Below are 19,327 nucleotides of genomic sequence, written 5' to 3'. Positions count from 1 at the left end.
CTTGTTGGTGACGAAAGCCTGGCCACCGCTGGGCGGCGGCCCGGCATGCTACAGGGTTATCTCGGTGCCGAGCAGCTTGAGGAAGCCCGCCAGCCACGCCGGATGCGCCGGCCAGGCGGGCGCACTGACGAGATTGCCTTGCGTGTGCGCCTGATCCACCGGGATGTCGACGTATTCGCCACCGGCCAACTTCACTTCCGGCGCGCAGGCCGGATAGGCGCTGCAGGCGCGGCCCTTGAGCACGCCGGCGGCGGCCAGCAGCTGCGCGCCGTGGCAAACCGCGGCAATCGGCTTGTTCGCCGCATCGAAGGCGCGCACCAGCGCCAACACCTGCTCGTTCAGGCGCAGGTACTCCGGCGCGCGGCCACCGGGAATCACCAGCGCGTCGTAGTCCTCGGCGCGCACGGCGGCGAAGTCGAAGTTCAGCGCAAAGTTGTGGCCGGGTTTCTCGCTGTAGGTCTGGTCGCCCTCGAAATCGTGAATGGCGGTGCGCACAGTTTGGCCGGCCTGCTTGTCCGGGCACACCGCGTGCACACGGTGGCCGACCATCTGCAGCGCCTGGAACGGCACCATCGTCTCGTAGTCTTCGGCATAGTCGCCGACCAGCATCAGGATGTTCTTCGCTGCCATTGGATCGTCCTCTTTTCCAGATAGGGAGCTGCGCTCCGGTGCAGGGCGGCCATCGGCTGATCAGCCGCCGCGGTTGAAGATGTTGACCAGCAGGCGATCCAGCCAACCCCACATGCGCTGATACAGACGCATGTGCAGCGGTCGGGCATACCAGCTGCGCAGATCGATTTCCTGGCTCTGCTGGAAGTCGCGCTCGAAGCTCTGCACGACCTGCTCGGTGAGTGACGGATCGATTGCTTCCAGGTTCGCCTCCAGGTTCCAGCGCAGGTTCCAGTGATCGAAATTGCACGAACCGACGCTGACCCAGTCGTCCACCAGCACCATCTTCAGGTGCGAGAAGTGTGGCTGGTATTCATGGATGCGCACGCCGGCGCGCAGCAATCGCGGGTAGAACCGCTGTCCGGCATAGCGCACCGGCGGATGATCGGTGTTGCGGCTGGTCAGCAGCAGGCGCACCTCCACCCCGCGCCGGGCCGCGTAGATCAGCGCGCGGCGCACCTTGCCGGTAGGCAGGAAATACGGGGTAGCCAGCCAGATGCGCGTCTGCGCGCGCCGCAGGTTGTGCAACAGGCTGTGCAGGATGTCGGTGTGCTGGCGTGCCGCCGCATAGGCCACCCGACCGAGACCCGAGCCGGTCGGCAGCAGCGGAATCCGCGGGATCTTGCGCGGCAGCGGCAGCTGCCAGATGCGTCGACGCTGGCAGTTCACCCACTGCGCATCGAACAGCGTCTGCCAGTCCTGCAGCAGCGGCCCGCTCATCTCGACCATCACCTCGTGCCAATGCTCGTCCGGGCGCTGCGGGTTCCAGAACTGATCGGTCGCACCTGCCCCGCCGACGAAACCGATGCAACCGTCGACCAGCAACAGCTTGCGGTGGTCGCGGTGCAGGTTGCGGAACTTCAAGCGCAGCGCCAGCGGGTTGTACAGCCGCAGCTCAACGCCCGCCGCGGCGAGGCGGTCGCGGCTCGTCTGGCCCATCTTTAGGCAGCCGAAGCCGTCGAACAGACAGCGTACCCGCACGCCTCGCGCCGCCGCGGCCAGTAGCACCTCCAGCAGACGCTCCAGGCAGCCGCCGTCCTCGACCAGATAGAGCTCCAGATCCACCCGCCGCTCGGCTCGGGCGATGGCCTCGAGCATCGCCGGAAAGAACTGCGGGCCGTCGATCAGCAGGCGAAAACGATTGGCCTTGCGCCAGGGAAATACCGCACCGGCCAGCATCATCGACGACCAGTCTCGGTGGGTATGCCGGCAAGGGCAGGCAAACGAAGCAGTGACATGAAATCCCTTTTCCGATGGAGTCGCCGCGAGGACGGCCATGGCGGTGTGACTGAGGCCGGGGCAGCTTAACCAGTCCGCCGGTCCCGGCAAAGAGCTGCCACCGGCCCAGCACGCGCGCTGGCGAGTCGTCCGGCAGATATCGCCGCCCGTCTATATAGGCGCGCCGCCGCGAGTCGAGTTCCCCTGAATTTCTTCCTCCGTGCCCGCCTGCCCGAGCCGCAGCCAGGCCTTGCGTAGTCGTTCGGCCTGCGCGGCACGCGCCAGTCCGAGCACACCGCGATCGCGCAGCCACATCGCCGACCATTCGCCGGGCGTCGCCGCCAGGGCGCCTTCGAGTTCCGCCTGCAGCGCCGCAAACTGCTCGCTCAACGCCGCCAGCAGCACGTGCGTGGCGGCAGCCTCGACCGGCTGGCGCGCGACTTCCGCCGCGCCGGCCAGCAACCCGACCAGGCGCAGCAGCAGCGCCTGCGACCAGCGATGCTCCAGCGCCACGCCGTACAGCCAGCCGAGCAGCGCGACCAGCACGTAGAGGTCCTCGTGCGTGCGAAAGGGTTTGACGTAGTCGGCCCAGCCGTCGCCCGGCAAACGCTCGCCGATGGCCTCGACCAGCACCAGCCGCCCATGCGCGATATCCGGCAGCAGCGGCAGCGGTGCGCCGGCTTCGAGCACCACCCCGCCAGCGTCGGCCGCGAGCACGTACATGCCCAGCCGCGGCGCGTCGCCGATGCGTTCTTCGCGGGCCGGCACCAGCAGCCAGGCGGCAGCATCGCCGGCGGTGACGAAATCCTTGCGGCCGTCCAGACGGCCGTCGCGCAGGCGGGTGGTCATGTCGGCCGGGCGCAACCGCCGGTTTTCCGTGGCGCAGAGTGCGCCGAGCCCCGCCGGTGCGTCCGCCCACAGTGCCCGCAACGCCTGCTGGTAGCCGGCGAGAAAGGCCAGCCCCGGCGTCGCCGCCAACCGGCCACCCAGCAGCGCACCGGCGAAGGGTGCGGCGCCGGCCGTGCGCTGCTGCACCGCGGCGTACCAGTCGTCCAGACACCCGTCTCCCGGCAGCCGCGCCAGCGGCCCCAGCCATTCATGCCAAGCCATATTGCCTCCCGAACCGCCCGCTACGGGCGTCACCCAACCATCACCGATCCGTCACAGGCGTGACACGCCAGCTACCTAGCCTGACCCGGCCATCAGATCGACCGAGCGCAACCATAACAACCAGGCGCCGCCGATTACCAACCCGCCACAGCCGGGCGGAACAGGAGTAGACAGCATGAACGCCATCGCTCACCCCCGCAGCACCCGTCAACTGCAGGCCGAACGCCTGGTCGGCACCGCCGCCCTGCGCGAAGCCCAGGCGCTGCGCTACCGCGTGTTCAGCAGCGAGTTCGACGCTCGCCTGCAAGGCGCCGAGTTCGGTCTGGACATCGATGACTACGATGCGCATTGCAGCCACATCGGCGTGCGCGATCTGTCCAGCGGCGCGCTGGTTGCCACCACGCGCCTGCTCGATCACCTCACTGCGCGGCGCATCGGCCATTTCTACAGCGAGCAGGAGTTCAGCCTGCACGGGCTGGCGACGTTGGACGAGCCGGTGCTGGAGATCGGCCGCACCTGCGTCGATCCCGCCTATCGCAACGGCGCAACCATCGCCGTGCTCTGGGGCGAGCTGGCCGAGGTGCTCAAGCAGGGCGGCTACCGCTACCTGATGGGCTGCGCCAGCATCTCCATGCGCGATGGCGGCGTGCAGGCGCAGGCGATCATGCAGCGCTTGCGCGAAGGCCATCTGAGCACCGAACTGCTGCGCGCCGAACCGAAGACACCGCTGCCGCCGCTGGAGCTGGCGGCGAACGTCACCGCGCAGCTGCCGCCGCTGCTCAAGGCCTACATGCGCCTGGGCGCAAAGATCTGCGGCGAGCCGTGCTGGGACGCGGACTTCCAGGTCGCCGACGTGTTCATCCTGCTCAAGCGCGACGAACTCTGCCCGCGTTACGCGCGGCACTTCAAGGCGGCGGTGTGATGCGGCGGCTGCGCCGCCACCTGCGATTGGCACGGATCGCCACGGTGTTGCTGGCGGGCCTCGTGCTTGCCAGCGCCATCGAGCTGGGCCGGCGGATCGGCGTGCAGACCTCGATGGCGCGCAAGCAGCGCCTGACCTGCTGGTTCCTCGTCCGTCTGGCGCGAGCACTGCCGCTGCGCGTGCGGATCATCGGCGACCGGCCGCGCGAGCCGATGCTGTGGGTCGCCAACCACATTTCCTGGAGCGACATCCCGCTGCTCGGCGCCCTGCTGCCGATCTCCTTCCTGGCCAAGGCTGAGGTGCGCCAGTGGCCGGTGCTGGGCTGGCTGGCGCAGCAGGTCGGCACGCTGTTCATCCGTCGTGGCGCCGGCGATGCGGGACGGGTCAGCCGCGAACTGGCTGGCCACCTGCACCACGGCCGGCATCTGCTGATATTCCCGGAAGGCACCTCGACCGATGGCAGCACGCTGCGCACCTTCCATTCGCGGCTGTTCGCCTGCGCGGTGGAATCCGGCTGTCCGGTTCAGCCTGTTGCGATTCGCTATCTGCGTGACGGCCAGGCCGATCCGCTGGCGCCGTTCATCGGTGACGACGAGCTGCCCGCGCACCTGCTGCGCCTGCTCGACGCCGAGGTGGCGCAGGTGGAAATCCATCTGCTGCCGCCAATTTCCAGCCACGACCGCAGCCCGCGCGAACTGGCACGCCAGGCTCAGGAGGCGATCGCCCTGACGTTGTTCGGCGACACCCCGCAACTGCAGCGAGCAGCCTAGCGCCGGCGGCCGGCAACTGGTTAAGCTCGGCCGATGAACTACCTCGCACACCTGCACCTGGGCGGTGCCCAGCCGGCCGAACTGCTCGGCAGCCTCTACGGCGACTTCGTCAAGGGACCGCTGCAGGGCCGCTGGCCGGCGCAGATCGAAGCCGGCATCCGCCTGCACCGACAGATCGACGCCTTCACCGACAGCCATCCGCTGGTGCTGCAGGCCAAGGCGCGCTTCCCGGCCGCGCGGCGGCGCTACGCCGGCATCCTGCTGGACCTGTTCTTCGATCACTGCCTGGCGGCCAACTGGCCGGACTATTCCAGCGAGCCGCTGGAGCAGTTCACCCTGCGTGTCTACCGCGTGCTGCAGAACGAGCCGCAGCTGCCCGGTAAGCTGGCGCTGATCGCACCGCGCATGGCGGCGCAGGACTGGCTGGGCAGCTACCGTGAGTTCGCCGTGCTGGAGCAGGTGCTGGCGGGCATGAGCCGCAGGCTCAGTCGCCCGGAAGGCCTCGCCGGCGGCCTGGAGGAACTGCAGCAGCTGTACGCGCCGCTGCAGGATGACTTTCGCGCCTTCTATCCGCAGCTGTGCGCCTTCGCCCGCCGCGCAGCGGGCTGAGCGCCGGTCTCAGCCGCGCAGGATTTCGGCGAAGCGCGCCAGCCAGGGCTCGGCGTCGACTTCCGGCGTGACCGTCTCGCTGCCATCGATCCGCAGCATTTCCTGCACCTCCCGCACGCCAAGCTCGGCGAACAGCTCGCGCACCAGCTCGCCGCCGCCGCAGAACGTATCGCCATAGCTGGCGTCACCCAGGGCGATCACCCCGCCGGGCAACCCGTGCCAGGCCGGAAACTGTTCACGGATGGCCGAATACAGCGGCACGAAGCTGTCCGGCAGCTCACCCATGCCAGTAGTGGAGGTCACCACCAGCAGCGCCTCCGGCGCGAACTCCAGCACCTGTGGCAATTGCGCGCGCGGGTCGTGCCAGGCATCGAAACCGGCGGCCTTGAGCTGGCGCTCGGCATGACGAGCGACGTCCTCGGCGCTGCCGTAAACGCTGCCGGAAAGGATGGCGACTTTCATGAGGGAATCTCCGCAAATTGAAGCCGGCCATTATGCCGCAAGGCGCTCGCCTGTCGGACATCCCGGGCAGCGAATCGCCAAAATCCGACAACCGTACTGAACTACTCTTGGAAATCACGATCACAGCGCGCAACAAACCGCCCGGCACGGATCGCCGTGCCGCGGTCGTCGGCGCCCGCCGCGCCGACTCCTCGAGGAAGTGACATGGCCGAACGGACAGTCCTGACCAGCGATGAGCTGGCCTTCATCAACAAGCTCATGCATCGCGCGGCCAACGGCCATGGCGAGCGCACTGCCGGCTTTCGCCTCGACGGCGGAGCGCAGTCCAACGAACTGCTGCTGGCGCTGGCGACCCATGCAGAGCTTTCGCTCGAAGCGAAAACCGCCGAGTTCCGCATGAGCTTCCCGGTGCAGATCAAGGAGGACGAGTTTCACAGCCTGCATCTGCATCTGGCGCCGCCGGTCATCTTCGAGCGCGGCCCGATCAACCGGGCCTGGCGCCTGCACCTCGAACAACCGCTGGCGCTGCTCAAGCGCGACGGCGAGGCGAGTCCGCTGCGCGTTTGCGAGCTGTCCTCGCACGGGTTGCTGGTCAAGGCCGGCAGCGGGCGCAAACCACCCAAGCACTTCCACCTGTGTCTGGCACTGCCCGACGACGTGCCGCTGGAAGTCGAGGCGCACCGGGTGCGCGAGGTCGACGACGGCCTGGCGGCCTACGAGGTGGAGTTCAACGGCGAACAGGATGCCGAACGTATCCGCAGCTTCCTCTACCGCCAGCATCGACGCCTGCATCCCGAGTCGTCCGCCGATCTGGTGTAAGCTGGCCGGCCAGCGCTGCGCACCGGCATTACGGCAGCGCCTGACCGACCGAGGCGCCCGATGAGCCAATCCCCGCTTCCCATCCTGATCACCGGCGCCGGCCAGCGAATCGGCCTGCATTGCGCCGAGCGTCTGCTCGACGACGGCCATCCCGTCATCATCAGCTACCGCCGCGAACGTGAAGGCGTGGCCCATCTGCGCAGCCGCGGGGCGATCACGCTGGCGGCCGATTTCGCCGATGCGACCGGCATTCTGACCTTCATCGAAACGCTCAAGGCGCACACCGACGGCCTGCGTGCCATCGTGCACAACGCTTCCGAATGGCACAGCGAAACGCCCGGCCAGGAAGCCGAGCTGTTCCAGCGCATGTTCAGCGTGCACATGCTCGCGCCATACCTGATCAACCTGCACGGCGCCGCGCTGCTACGTCACGGCGGCGCCGCGGACATCGTGCACATCGGCGACGACGTCACCCGCCGCGGCAGCAGCAAGCACATCGCCTACGCGGCCAGCAAGGCCGGCCTGGACAATCTCACGCTGTCGTTCGCCGCCAGCCTGGCGCCGCAGATCAAGGTCAACGGCATCGCTCCGGCGCTGATCCAGTTCAATCCCGACGATGACGAGGCCTACCGGCGCAAGGCCCTGGCCAAATCGGCGCTGGGCATCGAGCCCGGCGCCGAGGTGATCTACCAGAGTCTGCGCTATCTGCTCGACAATCCCTACGTCACCGGCACCATCCTCACGGTGAACGGCGGCCGCCACCTGATCTGACCCGCCCACAAGGAGGCCCCATGCCCAGACTGGAACCCTCGATGGCACGCATCCGCGTCAAAGACCTGCGCCTGCGCACGTTCATCGGCATCAAGGAAGAGGAGATCCTCAACAAGCAGGACGTGCTGATCAACCTGACCATGCTCTACCCCGCCGCCGATGCGGTGCGTGACAACGTCATCGACCACGCGCTGAACTACCGCACCATCACCAAGGCGATCATCCGTCACGTCGAGGACAACCGCTTCGCCCTGCTGGAACGCCTCACCCAGGAAATCCTCGACCTGATCATGCAGCACCCGCAGGTGCGCTATGCCGAGGTGGAAGTCGACAAGCCCCACGCGCTGCGCTTCGCCGAGTCCGTCTCGATCACCCTCGCCGCGCACCGCGACTGAAGCGCGACGGCTCAGCGCCTCGCGTAGCCGGCACTGGCGAGGCTGGTCGCTGCCCAACACCGAGGTTATGATCCGGCCCACCTCAGCCAACGCCGAGAAGCAGACATGAACGAGCAAGAACGCACCGAACTGGAAGCCGCCGCCTTCCGCCGCCTGGTCCAGCACCTGCGCAGCCGCCCGGACGTGCAGAACATCGACCTGATGAACCTCGCCGGCTTCTGCCGCAATTGCCTGTCCAAGTGGTACAAGACCGCCGCCGACGACCTCGACGTCGCCGTCAGCGTCGACGAGGCGCGCGAAGAGGTGTACGGCATGCCCTACGCCGAATGGAAGAAGCGCTACCAGAAGGAAGCGACGTCCGAGCAACAGGCCGCCTTCGACAAGGGCCAGAAGCCATGAGCAGCCTCAAGGACTTTCGCGCCAGCCTGCGCAACCGCAACCACCCGTTCAGCGCCACGCTGGCGTTCATCGCTGAGCACTACGACTACCAGCCGAGCCGCTTCATCAACGGTGGCGTGGAAAACGCCGCGGGGGAGAACGAGGGTTCCTGCAAGACGCTGGGCCTCGCGCTGCTGGAAGGCTTCTCCACCGAGGAAGCGCTGCTGGCCTTCGGCGAGCATTACCAGGCCGTGCTGGCCTCGCCGACCGGCTCCGACCATCGCAACATCCGCGCACTGATGGAAACCGGTCTGCCAGGCGTTCGCTTCGACCGCCAGCCGCTCAGCCGGCGCTGAGCGCCGCGTCGTCGCCAGAAGAAAAAAGGGCCATCCCAAAGCGCTAGGGGAAGGCTGTGAGTGGATGGCCCTTGGGAAAACCGATGGCGCCACTCTAGGCGCCCCGCGCTGCCCGGTAAAATTCAGCGCGTGCATCCTCACTATAGACCTGGCCTATCGCTCGCCCGCGACTTTGCGCCGCCGGGCAAAGCCGGTATGGTCCCGTCGTTTTCCTCTGCTGGAGCTTGCGCATGTCGTTGCCCGCCCTTTCCGGCCCGCAGTACCTTCGTGAAGGCCTGAAACTGGTCCTCAGTCCGGGGTTGCGGCTGTTCGTGCTCCTACCGCTGACCGTCAATGTGCTGCTGTTCGTCGGCCTGATCTGGCTTGCCATGCGACAGTTCGGGCTCTGGGTCGAGGCGTTCATGCCGAGCCTGCCGGACTGGCTGACCTTTCTCGAATATCTGCTCTGGCCGGTGTTCGTCGCGCTGGTCGTGCTGATGGTGTTCTTCACCTTCACCCTGCTCGCCAACGTCATCGCCGCGCCGTTCAACGGCTTCCTCGCGGAGAAGGTCGAGGTGGTGGCACGCGGTGAGGATACGGCGCCCCCCTTCAGCTGGGCCGAACTGCTGGCCATGCTGCCGCGCACCCTGGCCCGCGAAGCGCGCAAGCTGGCCTATTTTGCGCCACGCGCACTGGCGCTGCTGGTGCTGTCGTTCATTCCGGTGCTGAACATCGTCGCCGCGCCGCTGTGGTTGCTGTTCGGCGTCTGGATGATGGCGGTGCAGTACATCGACTATCCGGCGGACAACAACCGGGTGAGCTGGGCGGAGATGCTGACCTGGCTGCGCCAGCGCCGCTGGCAGAGCCTGAGCTTCGGCGCGGTGACCTATGCGGCGCTGCTGGTGCCCGGCCTGAACCTGCTGATCATGCCGGCCGCGGTCGCCGGGGCGACGCTGCTGTGGGTCCGCGAGGGTGGCCAAAGTCACGCGTTGGTCAAACGCCCGAGCTAGCGCCGGGCGAAAAAGAAAAAGGCCGCAACGCCGCAAGCGTTCCGGCCTTTTTGCATAGCGACGAATGCGTCAGGCGAGCGTCTTCAGCGCCTCGCGGCTGAATGGCAGCACGTCCTGCATCCGCCCTTCGCGCACCTTCTGCGCCCAGTCCGGATCGACCAGCAGCGCACGTCCCACCGCGACCAGATCGAATTCCTGCCGGTTCAGACGCTCCAGCAGGCCTTCGATGTTCGCCGGCTGGGCGACCTTGTCGGTCTTGACCATGTACTGCAGAAACTCGTCGTCCAGGCCGACGCTGCCCACGGTGATGGTCGGCTTGCCGGTCAACTGGCGCGTCCAGCCGGCGAGGTTCAGCGGCGAGCCCTCGAACTCCGGCTCCCAGAAACGCCGCGTCGAGCAATGGAAAATATCCACACCCGCCGCCGACAGCGGCGCGAGGAATTCGCCCAGCTCGTCAGGGGTCTGCACCAGCCGTGCGCTGTAGTCCTGCTGCTTCCACTGCGAGAAGCGGAAGATGATCGGGAAGTCCGGCCCTACAGCCGCGCGTACCGCCTGGATCAGTTCGATGGCGAAGCGCGAACGGTTGGCCAGGCTGCCGCCATATTCGTCGGTACGCTGGTTGCTGCCGGCCCAGAAGAACTGGTCGATCAGATAACCGTGAGCACCGTGGATCTCCACACCGTCCATGCCGATCGCCTGAGCATCGCGGGCGGCTTGGGCAAACGCGGCGATGACGTCCTGAATATCCTGCTTGGTCATGCCGTGCACGACGACCTGGCCGTCCTTGAGCTTTTCCATCGGGCCGTACCCCGGCACGCTCGCCTCCGGCTCGGTGCCGATGCGGCGCACGTTGCCGACGTGCCAGAGCTGCGGAACGATGCGTCCACCGGCGGTGTGCACGGCATCGACCACCTGCTTCCAGCCGGCCAGTGCATCGGCGCCATAGAACCGCGGAACCTGCGGATAGCCGTTGGCGGCCGCGTGTCCGACCGTGGTGCCCTCGGTGATGATCAGCCCCACCCCGGATGCCGCCCGCCGCCGGTAGTACTCGACCACATCGGCGGTCGGCACGCCGTTGGGCGAAAACGAGCGGGTCATCGGCGCCATCACCACGCGGGTCGGCAGGTGCAGCGAACCCAGCTCGAACGGCTGGAACAAGGCATTTACGGTAGCGGTCATGCGACTCTCCTGTTGTGTGTGTTGCGACGGTGCGGGGCGCACGCTCATTGGCACTCCAGCAGCCGCGCCAGCTGATCGAGAAAACGCTGCAGCGGCGTCACGCTGCCGCTGACCTTCATACGCAGCAGCGCGCCTTCCCACGCGTTGCCGATGAATTCGGCGATGGCGGCGCAATCGCTGTCGGCGGCTATTTCGGCCTGACGGCGCGCCTGTTCCAGGCAGTCGGCCAGCAGCTCGACCGACTGCCCGAGAATCGCCAATACCTTCTGGCCGATGGGCGGACACAGCTCGGCCATCTCGAAACTCAGGCTGCCGATGAAGCAGTGGTACTCGGGCTTTTCCTGGCGCGAGAAGTGCGCGGTCAGCTCGCGGTAATAGGCGAGAATGCGCTGGCAAGGGGTGCCGGGCGCCTCGTTGAGCGCCACCCGGTAACGTTCGAGGCGCGGGCGATACAACGCCTCGAGCGCTTGCAGGGCGAAGTCTTCCTTGCTGGCGAAGTAGTGATAGAACGAGCCCTTCGGTACCCCCGCGGCCTGCACGATCTCCTGCACGCCGGTGCCGTGATAGCCGCGACGAATCATCACCTGGGCACCCCTGGCGAGGATCAATGAGTGCTTGTCGTTGCGGGTTTGAGTGGTCATGCGGCGAGGATATGACCGGTCGTCTCGCCAGCCTAGGATCATCACCCAGGCTTATCGGCAGCGATGTTTTACGATGGCGCTACCGACCTGCCCGGCGAGCGCGCAACCCCGGCGCCCGTTGCAGGCGCCGGGGTGTGGGGATCAGGGCAGCGCCGCCTCGATCGCCTGGATCAGCGCCGGATCGTCCGGACTGGTGCGTGGCGAGAAACGCGCCAGCACGCGGCCGTCGCGGTCGACCAGGAATTTTTCGAAGTTCCAGCTGATGTCGCCGGGAAAATCCGCCCCCTCGCCTGCCAGCAGGCGGTACAGCGGATGACGCTGCGGCCCGTTGACGTCGAGCTTGCCGGTCAGCGGGAAGCTGACGCCGTAATTGAGGCTGCAGAACGCACGAATCTCTTCGTCGCTGCCCGGCTCCTGCGCGGCGAACTGGTTGCACGGCACGCCGAGCACGCTGAAGCCACGCTCGCGATACTGCTGGTGCAGTCGCTCGAGGCCCGCGTACTGGGGCGTCAAACCGCATTGCGAGGCAACGTTGACCACCAGCGTGAGCTTGTCGCCGAACGACGCCAGCGGCAGCTCCTGACCACCCAGCCCCGGCAGGACCAATTGATGAAATGCGCTCATGTCTTCCCTCCAGACAAAAAAACGCCCCGGCCGCAACCGGAGCGCCTTCTACACGATCAGCTCGACCTGGCGCGGTCTGCAACGACCGGCGCCGCGGGCGTGCCAATCAGTGGTGATGACCGCCTTCGCCATGCACATGGCCGTGGGCCACTTCTTCCTCGCTGGCGTCGCGGACGCTGACGATCTTGACGTCGAAGCTCAGGCGCTGGCCGGCCAGCGGATGGTTGCCGTCGACGATCACATCGTCGCCCTCGACGTCACGAATGGTGACGATCTGCATGCCGCCATCCGGACCGGAGGCATGGAACTGCATGCCGACTTCCAGCTCGTCGACGCCTTCGAACATGGCGCGGTTCAGGGTGGCGACCAGCTCCGGGCTGTACTCGCCATACGCATCCTGCGGCTCGATGGTGACCTGGATCTGGTCGCCGCCCTGCTTGCCTTCCAGCGCCTTTTCAAGGCCGGGAATGATGTTGCCTGCACCGTGCAGGTAGACCAGCGGCGCGCCGCCGGCGGAGCTGTCGATCACCTCACCGGCGTCGTTGGTGAGGGTGTAGTCGATTGAGACAGCCTTGTTAGCGGCGATCAGCATGGGCTCAAACCTTTGCTTGGGGAAAATGGACGACACAGTCTAACCGCGCGCCAGGCCGAATGTGAACCGAAGGCCGAGCAACGGACAGCGTGGTTCCCGATGAGCAAATCGTGTAGTGCCATCGACAGCCCGACTACAACCTTTGGATGGCATCGCTTTTACTATGGTTATGCAAGAATCCGGCTGCCTGAGATTCTTTTGTCACTTCATATCAATAACTTTCAGTGAATCAAGGAGCACCGATGCCGGCTCGTAACATCCTGGTGATCAACTGTGGCAGCTCGTCGATCAAGTTCGCCCTGGTCAACGAAGCGCAAGCTACCTTCCCGCTGCAAGGTCTCGCCGAATGCATCGGTACCGCAGAGGCTGTCATCCACTTCGAGAGCGCCGCCGGCAAGGAAAGCGTCAAGGTACCGAATGCCGACCACCAGGCCGCGCTCGCGCAGATCCTGCCGCGCGTCGAAGACGCCGCCGGCGGTCATCTGGACGGCATCGGCCACCGCGTGGTGCACGGCGGCGAGAAGTTCTTCGCCTCCACTCTGCTCACCGACGAAACCCTGGCCAGCATCGAAGCCAACATCCAGCTGGCACCGCTGCACAACCCGGCCAACCTGAGCGGCATCCACGCAGCCATCAACCTGTTCCCCGAACTGCCGCAGGTCGGCGTGTTCGACACCGCGTTCCACCAGACGATGCCGCCGCATGCCTATCGCTATGCGATCCCGAGCTTCCTCTATGAGGAGCACGGCGTGCGTCGCTACGGCTTCCACGGCACTAGCCTGCGCTTCGTCAGCCGACGCGCCGCCGAAATGACCGGCCTGCCGGTGGAGAACAGCGGCTGGCTGGTCGCTCACCTGGGCAATGGCTGCTCCACCTGTGCGGTGCAGAACGGCGAGAGCCGCGACACCAGCATGGGCCTGACCCCGCTGGAAGGCCTGGTGATGGGCACCCGCAGCGGCGATGTCGATCCGAGCCTGCACTATTTCCTCAACCGCACCCTCGGCTGGGATCTGGCCAAGATCGACAACCTGCTGAACAAGGAAAGCGGCCTGAAGGGCCTGTCCGGCCTGTCCAACGACATGCGCACCCTCGCCGACGCCCGCAATGCCGGTCATCCGGGCGCCGTGCTGGCGTTCGAGGTGTTCTGCTATCGCCTGGCCAAGTCGCTGGCAGCCATGTCCTGCGGCCTGGACAGCCTGGACGGCCTGGTATTCACCGGCGGCATCGGCGAAAACTCCGCTGCCGTGCGCGAACGCACCCTCCAGCACCTCAAGCTGCTCGGCTTCAAGCTTGACGACGCGGCCAACGCCCGCTGCACCCGCGGTGTGTCCGGCGAGATCCAGGCCGAAGGCAGCCGCCGCGTCCTGGTGGTGCCGACCAACGAAGAGCGCCAGATCGCTCTGGACACCCTTGCGCTGCTCGACGCCTGATTCGCCCCCGACAGGCGGGATGCCTGTCTCGCAGGCCCGGAGACCGAAAGGTCGCCGGGCCTTCGCTCGTCCCGCCTGCGGCCCCGCATTCTGCAGCCAGAGCTCCCCGCTCCCCTGAAGGAGAACCCATGCACACTCTGTTTCTAGCCCCAACCGGTTTCGGCGGCGGTCTGAACTCCGTCAGCCTCGGCCTGATTCGCGCGCTCGAAAGCGCCGGCCTGAAGGTCGGTTTCTTCAAGCCGATCGCACAACCCTTCCCGGTCGACCAGGGCCGTGAGCGCTCCTGCATCCTCGTCGAAAAAACCCTCAACCTGCCCTCGCCCGAACCGCTGGCGCTGGAACAGGTCGAGCGACAGCTGGCCGACGGCGAGCTGGACCTGATGCTCGAGGAAGTGGTCAGCCGCTTCCAGCACGCCGCTGCCGGCAAGGACGTGGTCATCGTCGAAGGCATGGTGCCGACCACCAGCTCCGACTACACCTCGCGCATCAATACCCAGCTGGCCAAGAGCCTGGACGCCGAAATCATCCTGATCGCCGCCCAAGGCAAGGACAGCATCAAGCGCATGGCCGAGCGCATCGAGATCCAGGCGCAGCAATTCGGCGGCGCCAAGGACCCGAAGGTGCTCGGCGTGATCCTCAACAAGGTCAAGAGCGAGGACGGCGTGCCGGCCTTCGTCGAGCGCCTCAAGGAACATCTGCCGCTGCTCGGCAGCTCCGACTTCCAGCTGCTCGGCGCTATTCCCTTCGCCGAAGAACTCAACGCGCTGCGTACCCGTGACATCGTCGAACTGCTCGGTGCGCAGGTGCTCAACGCCGGCGAAGCCGATCAGCGCCGCGTCGGCAAGATCGTGCTGTGCGCCCGCGCCGTGCCGAACACCGTGCAGCTGCTGCGCTCCGGCGTACTGGTGGTGACGCCGGGCGATCGTGACGACATCATCCTCGCCGCCAGCCTGGCCTCGCTCAACGGCGAGAAGCTCGCCGGCCTGCTGCTGACCGGCGACTTCACGCCGGACCCGCGCATTCTCGAACTGTGCAAGACCGCACTGGCCGGTGGCCTGCCGGTGATGATGGTGAGCACCAACTCCTATGACACGGCCAACAACCTGTTCGGCCTGAACAAGGAAACCCCGTCGGACGACATCGAGCGCGCCAGCCTGGTCACCGATTACATCGCCAAGCACCTGCACCCCGAATTCCTGCACACCCGCTGCAGCGTCCCGCGTGCCGAGCCGCGTCTGTCGCCGGCTGCGTTTCGCTATCAACTGGTCAAGCGTGCGCAAGACGCGAACAAGCGCATCGTCCTGCCGGAAGGCAACGAGCCGCGCACCATTCGCGCCGCGGCCATCTGTCAGGAGCGCGGCATCGCCCGCTGTGTGCTGCTGGCCAAGCCGGCCGAAGTCGAGCAGGTCGCCCGCGAGCAGGGCATCAACCTGCCTGCCAGCCTGGAAATCCTCGATCCGGATCTGATCGCCAACCGCTACGTCGAGCCGATGTGCGAAATGCGCAAGGCCAAGGGCCTGACGCCCGAAGATGCGCGCGAGCAGCTCAAGGACACCGTCGTACTCGGCACCATGATGCTGGCGCTGGATGAGGTGGACGGCCTGGTTTCCGGCGCCGTGCACACCACAGCCAACACCATCCGCCCGGCCCTGCAGCTGATCAAGACCGCGCCGGGCTACAGCCTGGTGTCCTCGGTATTCTTCATGCTGCTGCCGGATCAGGTGCTGGTCTATGGCGACTGCGCGGTGAACCCGAATCCGAGCGCCACCGAACTGGCCGAGATCGCCCTGCAAAGTGCCGAATCGGCCGCCGCCCTCGGCGTGCCGCAGCGCGTGGCGATGATCAGCTACTCCACCGGCAGCTCCGGCAGTGGTGCCGAGGTGGAGAAGGTCGCCGAAGCCACCCGCATCGCCCAACAGCGCGCACCGCAGCTGCCGATCGACGGCCCGCTGCAGTACGACGCCGCCTCGGTACTCAGCGTCGGCAAGCAGAAGGCGCCGGACAGCAAGGTCGCCGGTCAGGCCACCGTGTTCATCTTCCCCGACCTGAACACCGGCAACACCACCTACAAGGCTGTGCAGCGCAACGCCAACTGCCTCAGCGTCGGCCCGATGCTGCAGGGCCTGGCCAAGCCGGTGAACGACCTGTCGCGCGGCGCGCTGGTCGAGGACATCGTCTTCACCATCGCCCTCACCGCACTGCAGGCGGCCAACCGGAAAGCCTGACGTCCGCGCCCCAAAAAGCCCGCCCGCGCCTCGCGCGGGCGGGCTTTTTACTGTCACTTCAGATAGTTACAGATGCCTGCATAATCGCTACTCTTGGCGACTCGACTCAGCCGTATCGACGAGCCAGCCATGCTTAGCTTCCTTCCCGCGCCGCTGCGCGGCGTACTTTCCGCGCTTATCCTCGCGCTCAATACCCTGTTCTGGTGCTGGCCACTGTTCGCCCTCGCCCTGCTCAAGCTGGTGCTGCCCTTCGCGCCGATCCAGCGCACGCTGCGCTACGGCATGCACTGGATCGCCGAATCCTGGATGTCGGTGAACAGCTTCTGGATGAACCTGGCGCGGACCATCGACTGGAATGTCCAAGGCCGCGAGCTGGTCGACATGCACCATTCGTATCTGGTCACCAGCAACCATCAGAGCTGGGCCGACATTCTGGTGCTGCAGTACCAGCTCAGCCGCCGCATGCCGATCCTCAAGTTCTTCCTCAAGCAGGAATTGATCTGGGTGCCGGTCATCGGTCTGTGCTGGTGGGCGCTGGAGTTCCCCTTCATGAAGCGCTTCAGCAAGGAATACCTGGCCAAGCACCCGGAAAAACGCGGCGAGGACCTCGCCACCACCCGCCGCGCCTGCGAGCGCTACCGCACCAATCCGGTGTCGGTGTTCAACTTCCTCGAAGGCACGCGTTTCACACCCGCCAAGCACGACCAGCAGGACTCGCCGTTCCGCCACCTGCTCAAGCCGCGCGCTGGCGGCATCGCCTTCGTGGTCGACGCGATGGGCGAACAGCTGAGCGCACTGATCGACATCACCATCCACTATCCCGACGGTCGCCCCAGCTTCTGGGACCTGCTCGCCGGACGCATCCGCCAGGTGGTGCTGCGCATCGAACGACGGGAGATTCCGGGCGAGTTTCTCGGCCGCAATTACGATCAGGACGAGGCGTATCGGCTGGCGTTCCAGCAGTGGGTCAACCAGTTGTGGACCGCCAAGGATGCCCAGCTGGCCAGCCTGCACGCGCAATTCCCGCCGCGCTGAGGCGGTCTCAGCACGACTCCCAGCTCACCCGCGCCGGAAAGGCGGTTGCCTGTGCCGGGGCGACCGCCGGCGAGACCAGGAAACCCTGCATCACATCGCAGCCATTGGCGAGCAGCCACTCGCGCTGCGCCAGGCTCTCGACGCCTTCAGCAATCACCTCCAGCCCCAGGTTGCGTCCCAGGTCGATGATGGCATTGACCACCGCCGCATCGCGTGGAGAGTCAAGCATGTTGGTGATGAACAGGCGATCGATCTTCAGCGTGTCCAGCTCGAAGTGGCGCAGGTAGGCCAGTGACGAATAGCCGGTGCCGAAATCGTCGATCGCCACGCGCACCCCCAGCTTGCGCAGGCGCCGCAGCTTGTCGCAGCTCTGCTCCAGATCCTGCATCAACGTGCCTTCGGTGACCTCCAGCTCGAGCTGCGCCGGCAGCAGCTGGTACTCATCGAGCAGGCGCTGGAGGCTGTCCAGCAGGCCGGCGCGGGCAAACTGCACCGGGCTGACGTTGACGCTGAGAATCAGCCCTTCGTCGAGCGCCTGCGGCCACAGGCGATGCTGATTCAGGGCCTCGCGCAGCACCCAGTCGCCGACTCGCTCGATCAGCCGCGTCTCCTCCAGCAGCGGAATGAACACCCCCGGCTCGACCTGCCCGCTCTGCCCGTTGGGCCAGCGCAGCAATGCCTCGAAACCACGCAGCCGGCCGCTCTCGAGCATGATCTGCGGCTGGTAGGCCAGCTCAAAATCGTTGCGTTCGATGGCGCTGCGCAGGTTCTCCTCCATCATCAGGCGGGTGTGGGCACGGCCGTTCATCTCGTCGGAGAAGAAGCGATACTGTCGGCGCCCGGCACGCTTGGCCTCGTACATGGCCATGTCCGCCGAGCGCAGCAGCTCGTCGACGCTCTGCCCGCTGTCGGGAAAATGCGCGATGCCGATGCTCGCGCCCAGGGTGACCTCGGTGCCTTCGACACGGTGACGCACCGAGATCAGCTCGATGAGCTTCTCCGCCACGCGCGCCGCATCTTCCGGATGATCGAGCGAGTCCAGCAGCGCGGTGAATTCGTCGCCGCCCATGCGCGCGATGATGTCGTAGGGCCGCATGCAGGTTTCCAACAGCCGCGCCACCTTGCAGAGGATCTCGTCGCCGGCGTCGTGACCGAGTGAATCGTTGATGCGCTTGAAGCCGTCCAGGTCGATGTACAGGATCGCCATGCGCTTGCCGTTGCGGTCGACCCGCGCCAGCGCCGACTCCAGCGCCTGGTGGAAACCGCGGCGATTGAGCAGCCCGGTCAGCGAGTCGGTCACCGCCTGGGTCTCCAGCTGCACGTGCAGGTTGCGCACCACCGACATATCCAGCGCAATGACCACCATCGAGCGTTGCTGGCGTGGCAACGGCGAGCTGGACAGCGCCACCGGCAGCGTCGAGCCGTCGCTCTTGTAGAGCTGCGCCTCGTGCAGACGGTAGGTCGCGCCGTTGCGCCAGTGCTCGTAGAACTCTGACTCGCGCCACGGCACGCCCACCTCCGGCACCGCCAGATGCGCCAGCAGCGCGGTGCCCTGCAGGTCCTCCACGCGGGCGTGCAGCATCTCGGCGATGGCCGGATTGGCGAACGTGACATAGCCGTCCTCACCCACCACCAGGATGCCCTCGGCGGCGTTGCTCAGCACCGAGGCGTTGAAGGCCCGGGCACTGTCGAGCTGCTGGGAAAGCAACTGCAGGTCGCGACGGTTGTGTTCGTGTGCCAGCAGCGTATTGATCTTGTGCTTGAGCACCTGTGGATCGAACGGTTTGAGAATGAAATCCACCGCGCCGCTGGCGTAGCCGCGCAACACCGACTCGCGGGTGTGCGCGATGGCCGAAACGAAAATGATCGGCGTGTAGCGCGTATGCGGGCTGCCGCGCATCAGCCGGGCGACCTCGAAGCCATCCATGCCGGGCATTTGCACGTCCAGCAGTACCAGCTCGACGTCCAGTTCGAGCAGCGCCTTGAGCGCCGCCTCGCCGGAATTGACGCTGTGCACCTGCCAGTCGCCGTCGCCGAGCAGGGCCTCCATCGCGACCAGATTGGCCTCGCGATCATCCACCACCAGCAGCGTGCGGCTGCGCGGCTGCGTTCTAAGCTGCGCTCGGCCCATAG

At 66.3% G+C, this 19,327-nt stretch carries 21 protein-coding genes; 12 read left to right on the top strand and 9 right to left on the bottom strand.

Annotated features, from left to right (window positions below):
- Positions 1–48: 48 nt before the first annotated feature.
- From NAV27_RS06915 to NAV27_RS06905, 3 genes are all read right to left on the bottom strand, one after another.
- Entirely contained in the window at positions 49–630 is a 582-nt protein-coding gene (locus tag NAV27_RS06915; RefSeq protein ID WP_009867865.1) for a DJ-1/PfpI family protein, read from the bottom strand.
- A gap of 60 nt (positions 631–690) precedes the next feature.
- Positions 691–1,848: a phospholipase D-like domain-containing protein gene (locus tag NAV27_RS06910; protein ID WP_178099744.1), complete on the bottom strand. Its 1,158-nt coding sequence runs from the start codon at positions 1,846–1,848 to the stop codon at positions 691–693.
- A 210-nt stretch (positions 1,849–2,058) separates the two neighbouring features.
- Positions 2,059–2,997: an acyl-CoA dehydrogenase middle domain-containing protein gene (locus NAV27_RS06905; RefSeq protein ID WP_102827537.1), complete on the bottom strand. Its 939-nt coding sequence runs from the start codon at positions 2,995–2,997 to the stop codon at positions 2,059–2,061.
- 175 nt (positions 2,998–3,172) lie between these two features.
- Between NAV27_RS06905 and olsB the strand changes: the two genes are divergently transcribed.
- The 3 genes from olsB to NAV27_RS06890 are packed head-to-tail and all read left to right on the top strand — an operon-like array spanning position 3,173 to position 5,298.
- On the top strand, positions 3,173–3,919 hold the full coding sequence (olsB, locus tag NAV27_RS06900) for an L-ornithine N(alpha)-acyltransferase (protein WP_102827538.1): 747 nt from the start codon (positions 3,173–3,175) through the stop codon (positions 3,917–3,919).
- Positions 3,919–4,689 carry a lysophospholipid acyltransferase family protein gene (locus NAV27_RS06895; protein ID WP_102827539.1) on the top strand — a complete coding sequence of 257 codons (771 nt, stop codon included), beginning with the start codon at positions 3,919–3,921 and terminating at the stop codon, positions 4,687–4,689. Before olsB ends, NAV27_RS06895 begins: the two co-directional genes overlap by 1 nt.
- Positions 4,690–4,722: 33 nt before the next feature.
- Positions 4,723–5,298 (top strand): acyl carrier protein phosphodiesterase, encoded by a 576-nt coding sequence (locus NAV27_RS06890; protein WP_003287194.1) that lies wholly within the window; start codon positions 4,723–4,725, stop codon positions 5,296–5,298.
- A gap of 9 nt (positions 5,299–5,307) precedes the next feature.
- On the opposite strand, the gene NAV27_RS06885 is transcribed toward NAV27_RS06890, so the two are convergent.
- A complete protein-coding gene (locus NAV27_RS06885; RefSeq protein ID WP_009867876.1) occupies positions 5,308–5,760 on the bottom strand; it encodes a flavodoxin in 453 nt (150 codons plus the stop codon).
- Positions 5,761–5,964: 204 nt separating this feature from the next.
- Here NAV27_RS06885 and NAV27_RS06880 point away from each other — a divergent pair, with 204 nt between their 5' ends.
- From NAV27_RS06880 to cysZ, 6 genes are all read left to right on the top strand, one after another.
- On the top strand, positions 5,965–6,579 hold the full coding sequence (locus NAV27_RS06880) for a PilZ domain-containing protein (protein ID WP_009867878.1): 615 nt from the start codon (positions 5,965–5,967) through the stop codon (positions 6,577–6,579).
- 60 nt (positions 6,580–6,639) lie between these two features.
- A complete protein-coding gene (folM, locus tag NAV27_RS06875; protein WP_102827540.1) occupies positions 6,640–7,350 on the top strand; it encodes a dihydromonapterin reductase in 711 nt (236 codons plus the stop codon).
- Positions 7,351–7,370: 20 nt separating this feature from the next.
- Positions 7,371–7,745, top strand: a complete 375-nt coding sequence (gene folX / locus NAV27_RS06870) for a dihydroneopterin triphosphate 2'-epimerase (RefSeq protein WP_003287200.1) — start codon at positions 7,371–7,373, stop codon at positions 7,743–7,745.
- A 105-nt stretch (positions 7,746–7,850) separates the two neighbouring features.
- Complete coding sequence (locus NAV27_RS06865; protein ID WP_102827541.1) at positions 7,851–8,144, top strand: DUF1244 domain-containing protein; 294 nt, start codon at positions 7,851–7,853, stop codon at positions 8,142–8,144.
- The gene (locus NAV27_RS06860) at positions 8,141–8,479 is read left to right on the top strand and encodes a HopJ type III effector protein (RefSeq protein WP_009867883.1); all 339 of its coding nucleotides are present in this window, start codon (positions 8,141–8,143) and stop codon (positions 8,477–8,479) included. Before NAV27_RS06865 ends, NAV27_RS06860 begins: the two co-directional genes overlap by 4 nt.
- A 230-nt stretch (positions 8,480–8,709) precedes the next feature.
- Entirely contained in the window at positions 8,710–9,468 is a 759-nt protein-coding gene (cysZ, locus tag NAV27_RS06855; protein ID WP_102827542.1) for a sulfate transporter CysZ, read from the top strand.
- A gap of 69 nt (positions 9,469–9,537) precedes the next feature.
- Here the strand turns inward: cysZ and NAV27_RS06850 are convergent, their stop codons facing one another.
- The 4 genes from NAV27_RS06850 to NAV27_RS06835 form a co-directional block, all read right to left on the bottom strand.
- Positions 9,538–10,647: an NADH:flavin oxidoreductase gene (locus NAV27_RS06850; protein WP_102827543.1), complete on the bottom strand. Its 1,110-nt coding sequence runs from the start codon at positions 10,645–10,647 to the stop codon at positions 9,538–9,540.
- 44 nt (positions 10,648–10,691) lie between these two features.
- The gene (locus NAV27_RS06845) at positions 10,692–11,288 is read right to left on the bottom strand and encodes a TetR/AcrR family transcriptional regulator (protein WP_102827544.1); all 597 of its coding nucleotides are present in this window, start codon (positions 11,286–11,288) and stop codon (positions 10,692–10,694) included.
- 141 nt (positions 11,289–11,429) lie between these two features.
- Entirely contained in the window at positions 11,430–11,912 is a 483-nt protein-coding gene (locus NAV27_RS06840) for a glutathione peroxidase (protein ID WP_043295871.1), read from the bottom strand.
- 106 nt (positions 11,913–12,018) lie between these two features.
- A complete protein-coding gene (locus NAV27_RS06835; protein WP_043295870.1) occupies positions 12,019–12,504 on the bottom strand; it encodes an FKBP-type peptidyl-prolyl cis-trans isomerase in 486 nt (161 codons plus the stop codon).
- 242 nt (positions 12,505–12,746) lie between these two features.
- Here NAV27_RS06835 and NAV27_RS06830 point away from each other — a divergent pair, with 242 nt between their 5' ends.
- From NAV27_RS06830 to yihG, 3 genes are all read left to right on the top strand, one after another.
- Complete coding sequence (locus NAV27_RS06830; RefSeq protein ID WP_043295869.1) at positions 12,747–13,934, top strand: acetate kinase; 1,188 nt, start codon at positions 12,747–12,749, stop codon at positions 13,932–13,934.
- 128 nt (positions 13,935–14,062) lie between these two features.
- Positions 14,063–16,159 carry a phosphate acetyltransferase gene (gene pta / locus NAV27_RS06825; RefSeq protein ID WP_102827545.1) on the top strand — a complete coding sequence of 699 codons (2,097 nt, stop codon included), beginning with the start codon at positions 14,063–14,065 and terminating at the stop codon, positions 16,157–16,159.
- A 129-nt stretch (positions 16,160–16,288) separates the two neighbouring features.
- Positions 16,289–17,194 (top strand): 1-acylglycerol-3-phosphate O-acyltransferase, YihG family, encoded by a 906-nt coding sequence (gene yihG, locus NAV27_RS06820; RefSeq protein ID WP_054093618.1) that lies wholly within the window; start codon positions 16,289–16,291, stop codon positions 17,192–17,194.
- A 7-nt stretch (positions 17,195–17,201) separates the two neighbouring features.
- Here the strand turns inward: yihG and NAV27_RS06815 are convergent, their stop codons facing one another.
- Positions 17,202–19,325 carry a two-component system response regulator gene (locus tag NAV27_RS06815; RefSeq protein WP_043295866.1) on the bottom strand — a complete coding sequence of 708 codons (2,124 nt, stop codon included), beginning with the start codon at positions 19,323–19,325 and terminating at the stop codon, positions 17,202–17,204.
- Positions 19,326–19,327: the final 2 nt, after the last annotated feature.

Source organism: Stutzerimonas degradans (assembly GCF_024448505.1).
Classification (GTDB): domain Bacteria; phylum Pseudomonadota; class Gammaproteobacteria; order Pseudomonadales; family Pseudomonadaceae; genus Stutzerimonas; species Stutzerimonas degradans.
Note: the sequence above shows the minus strand (reverse complement) of the source record. Positions and strands in the feature narration are given on the sequence as shown.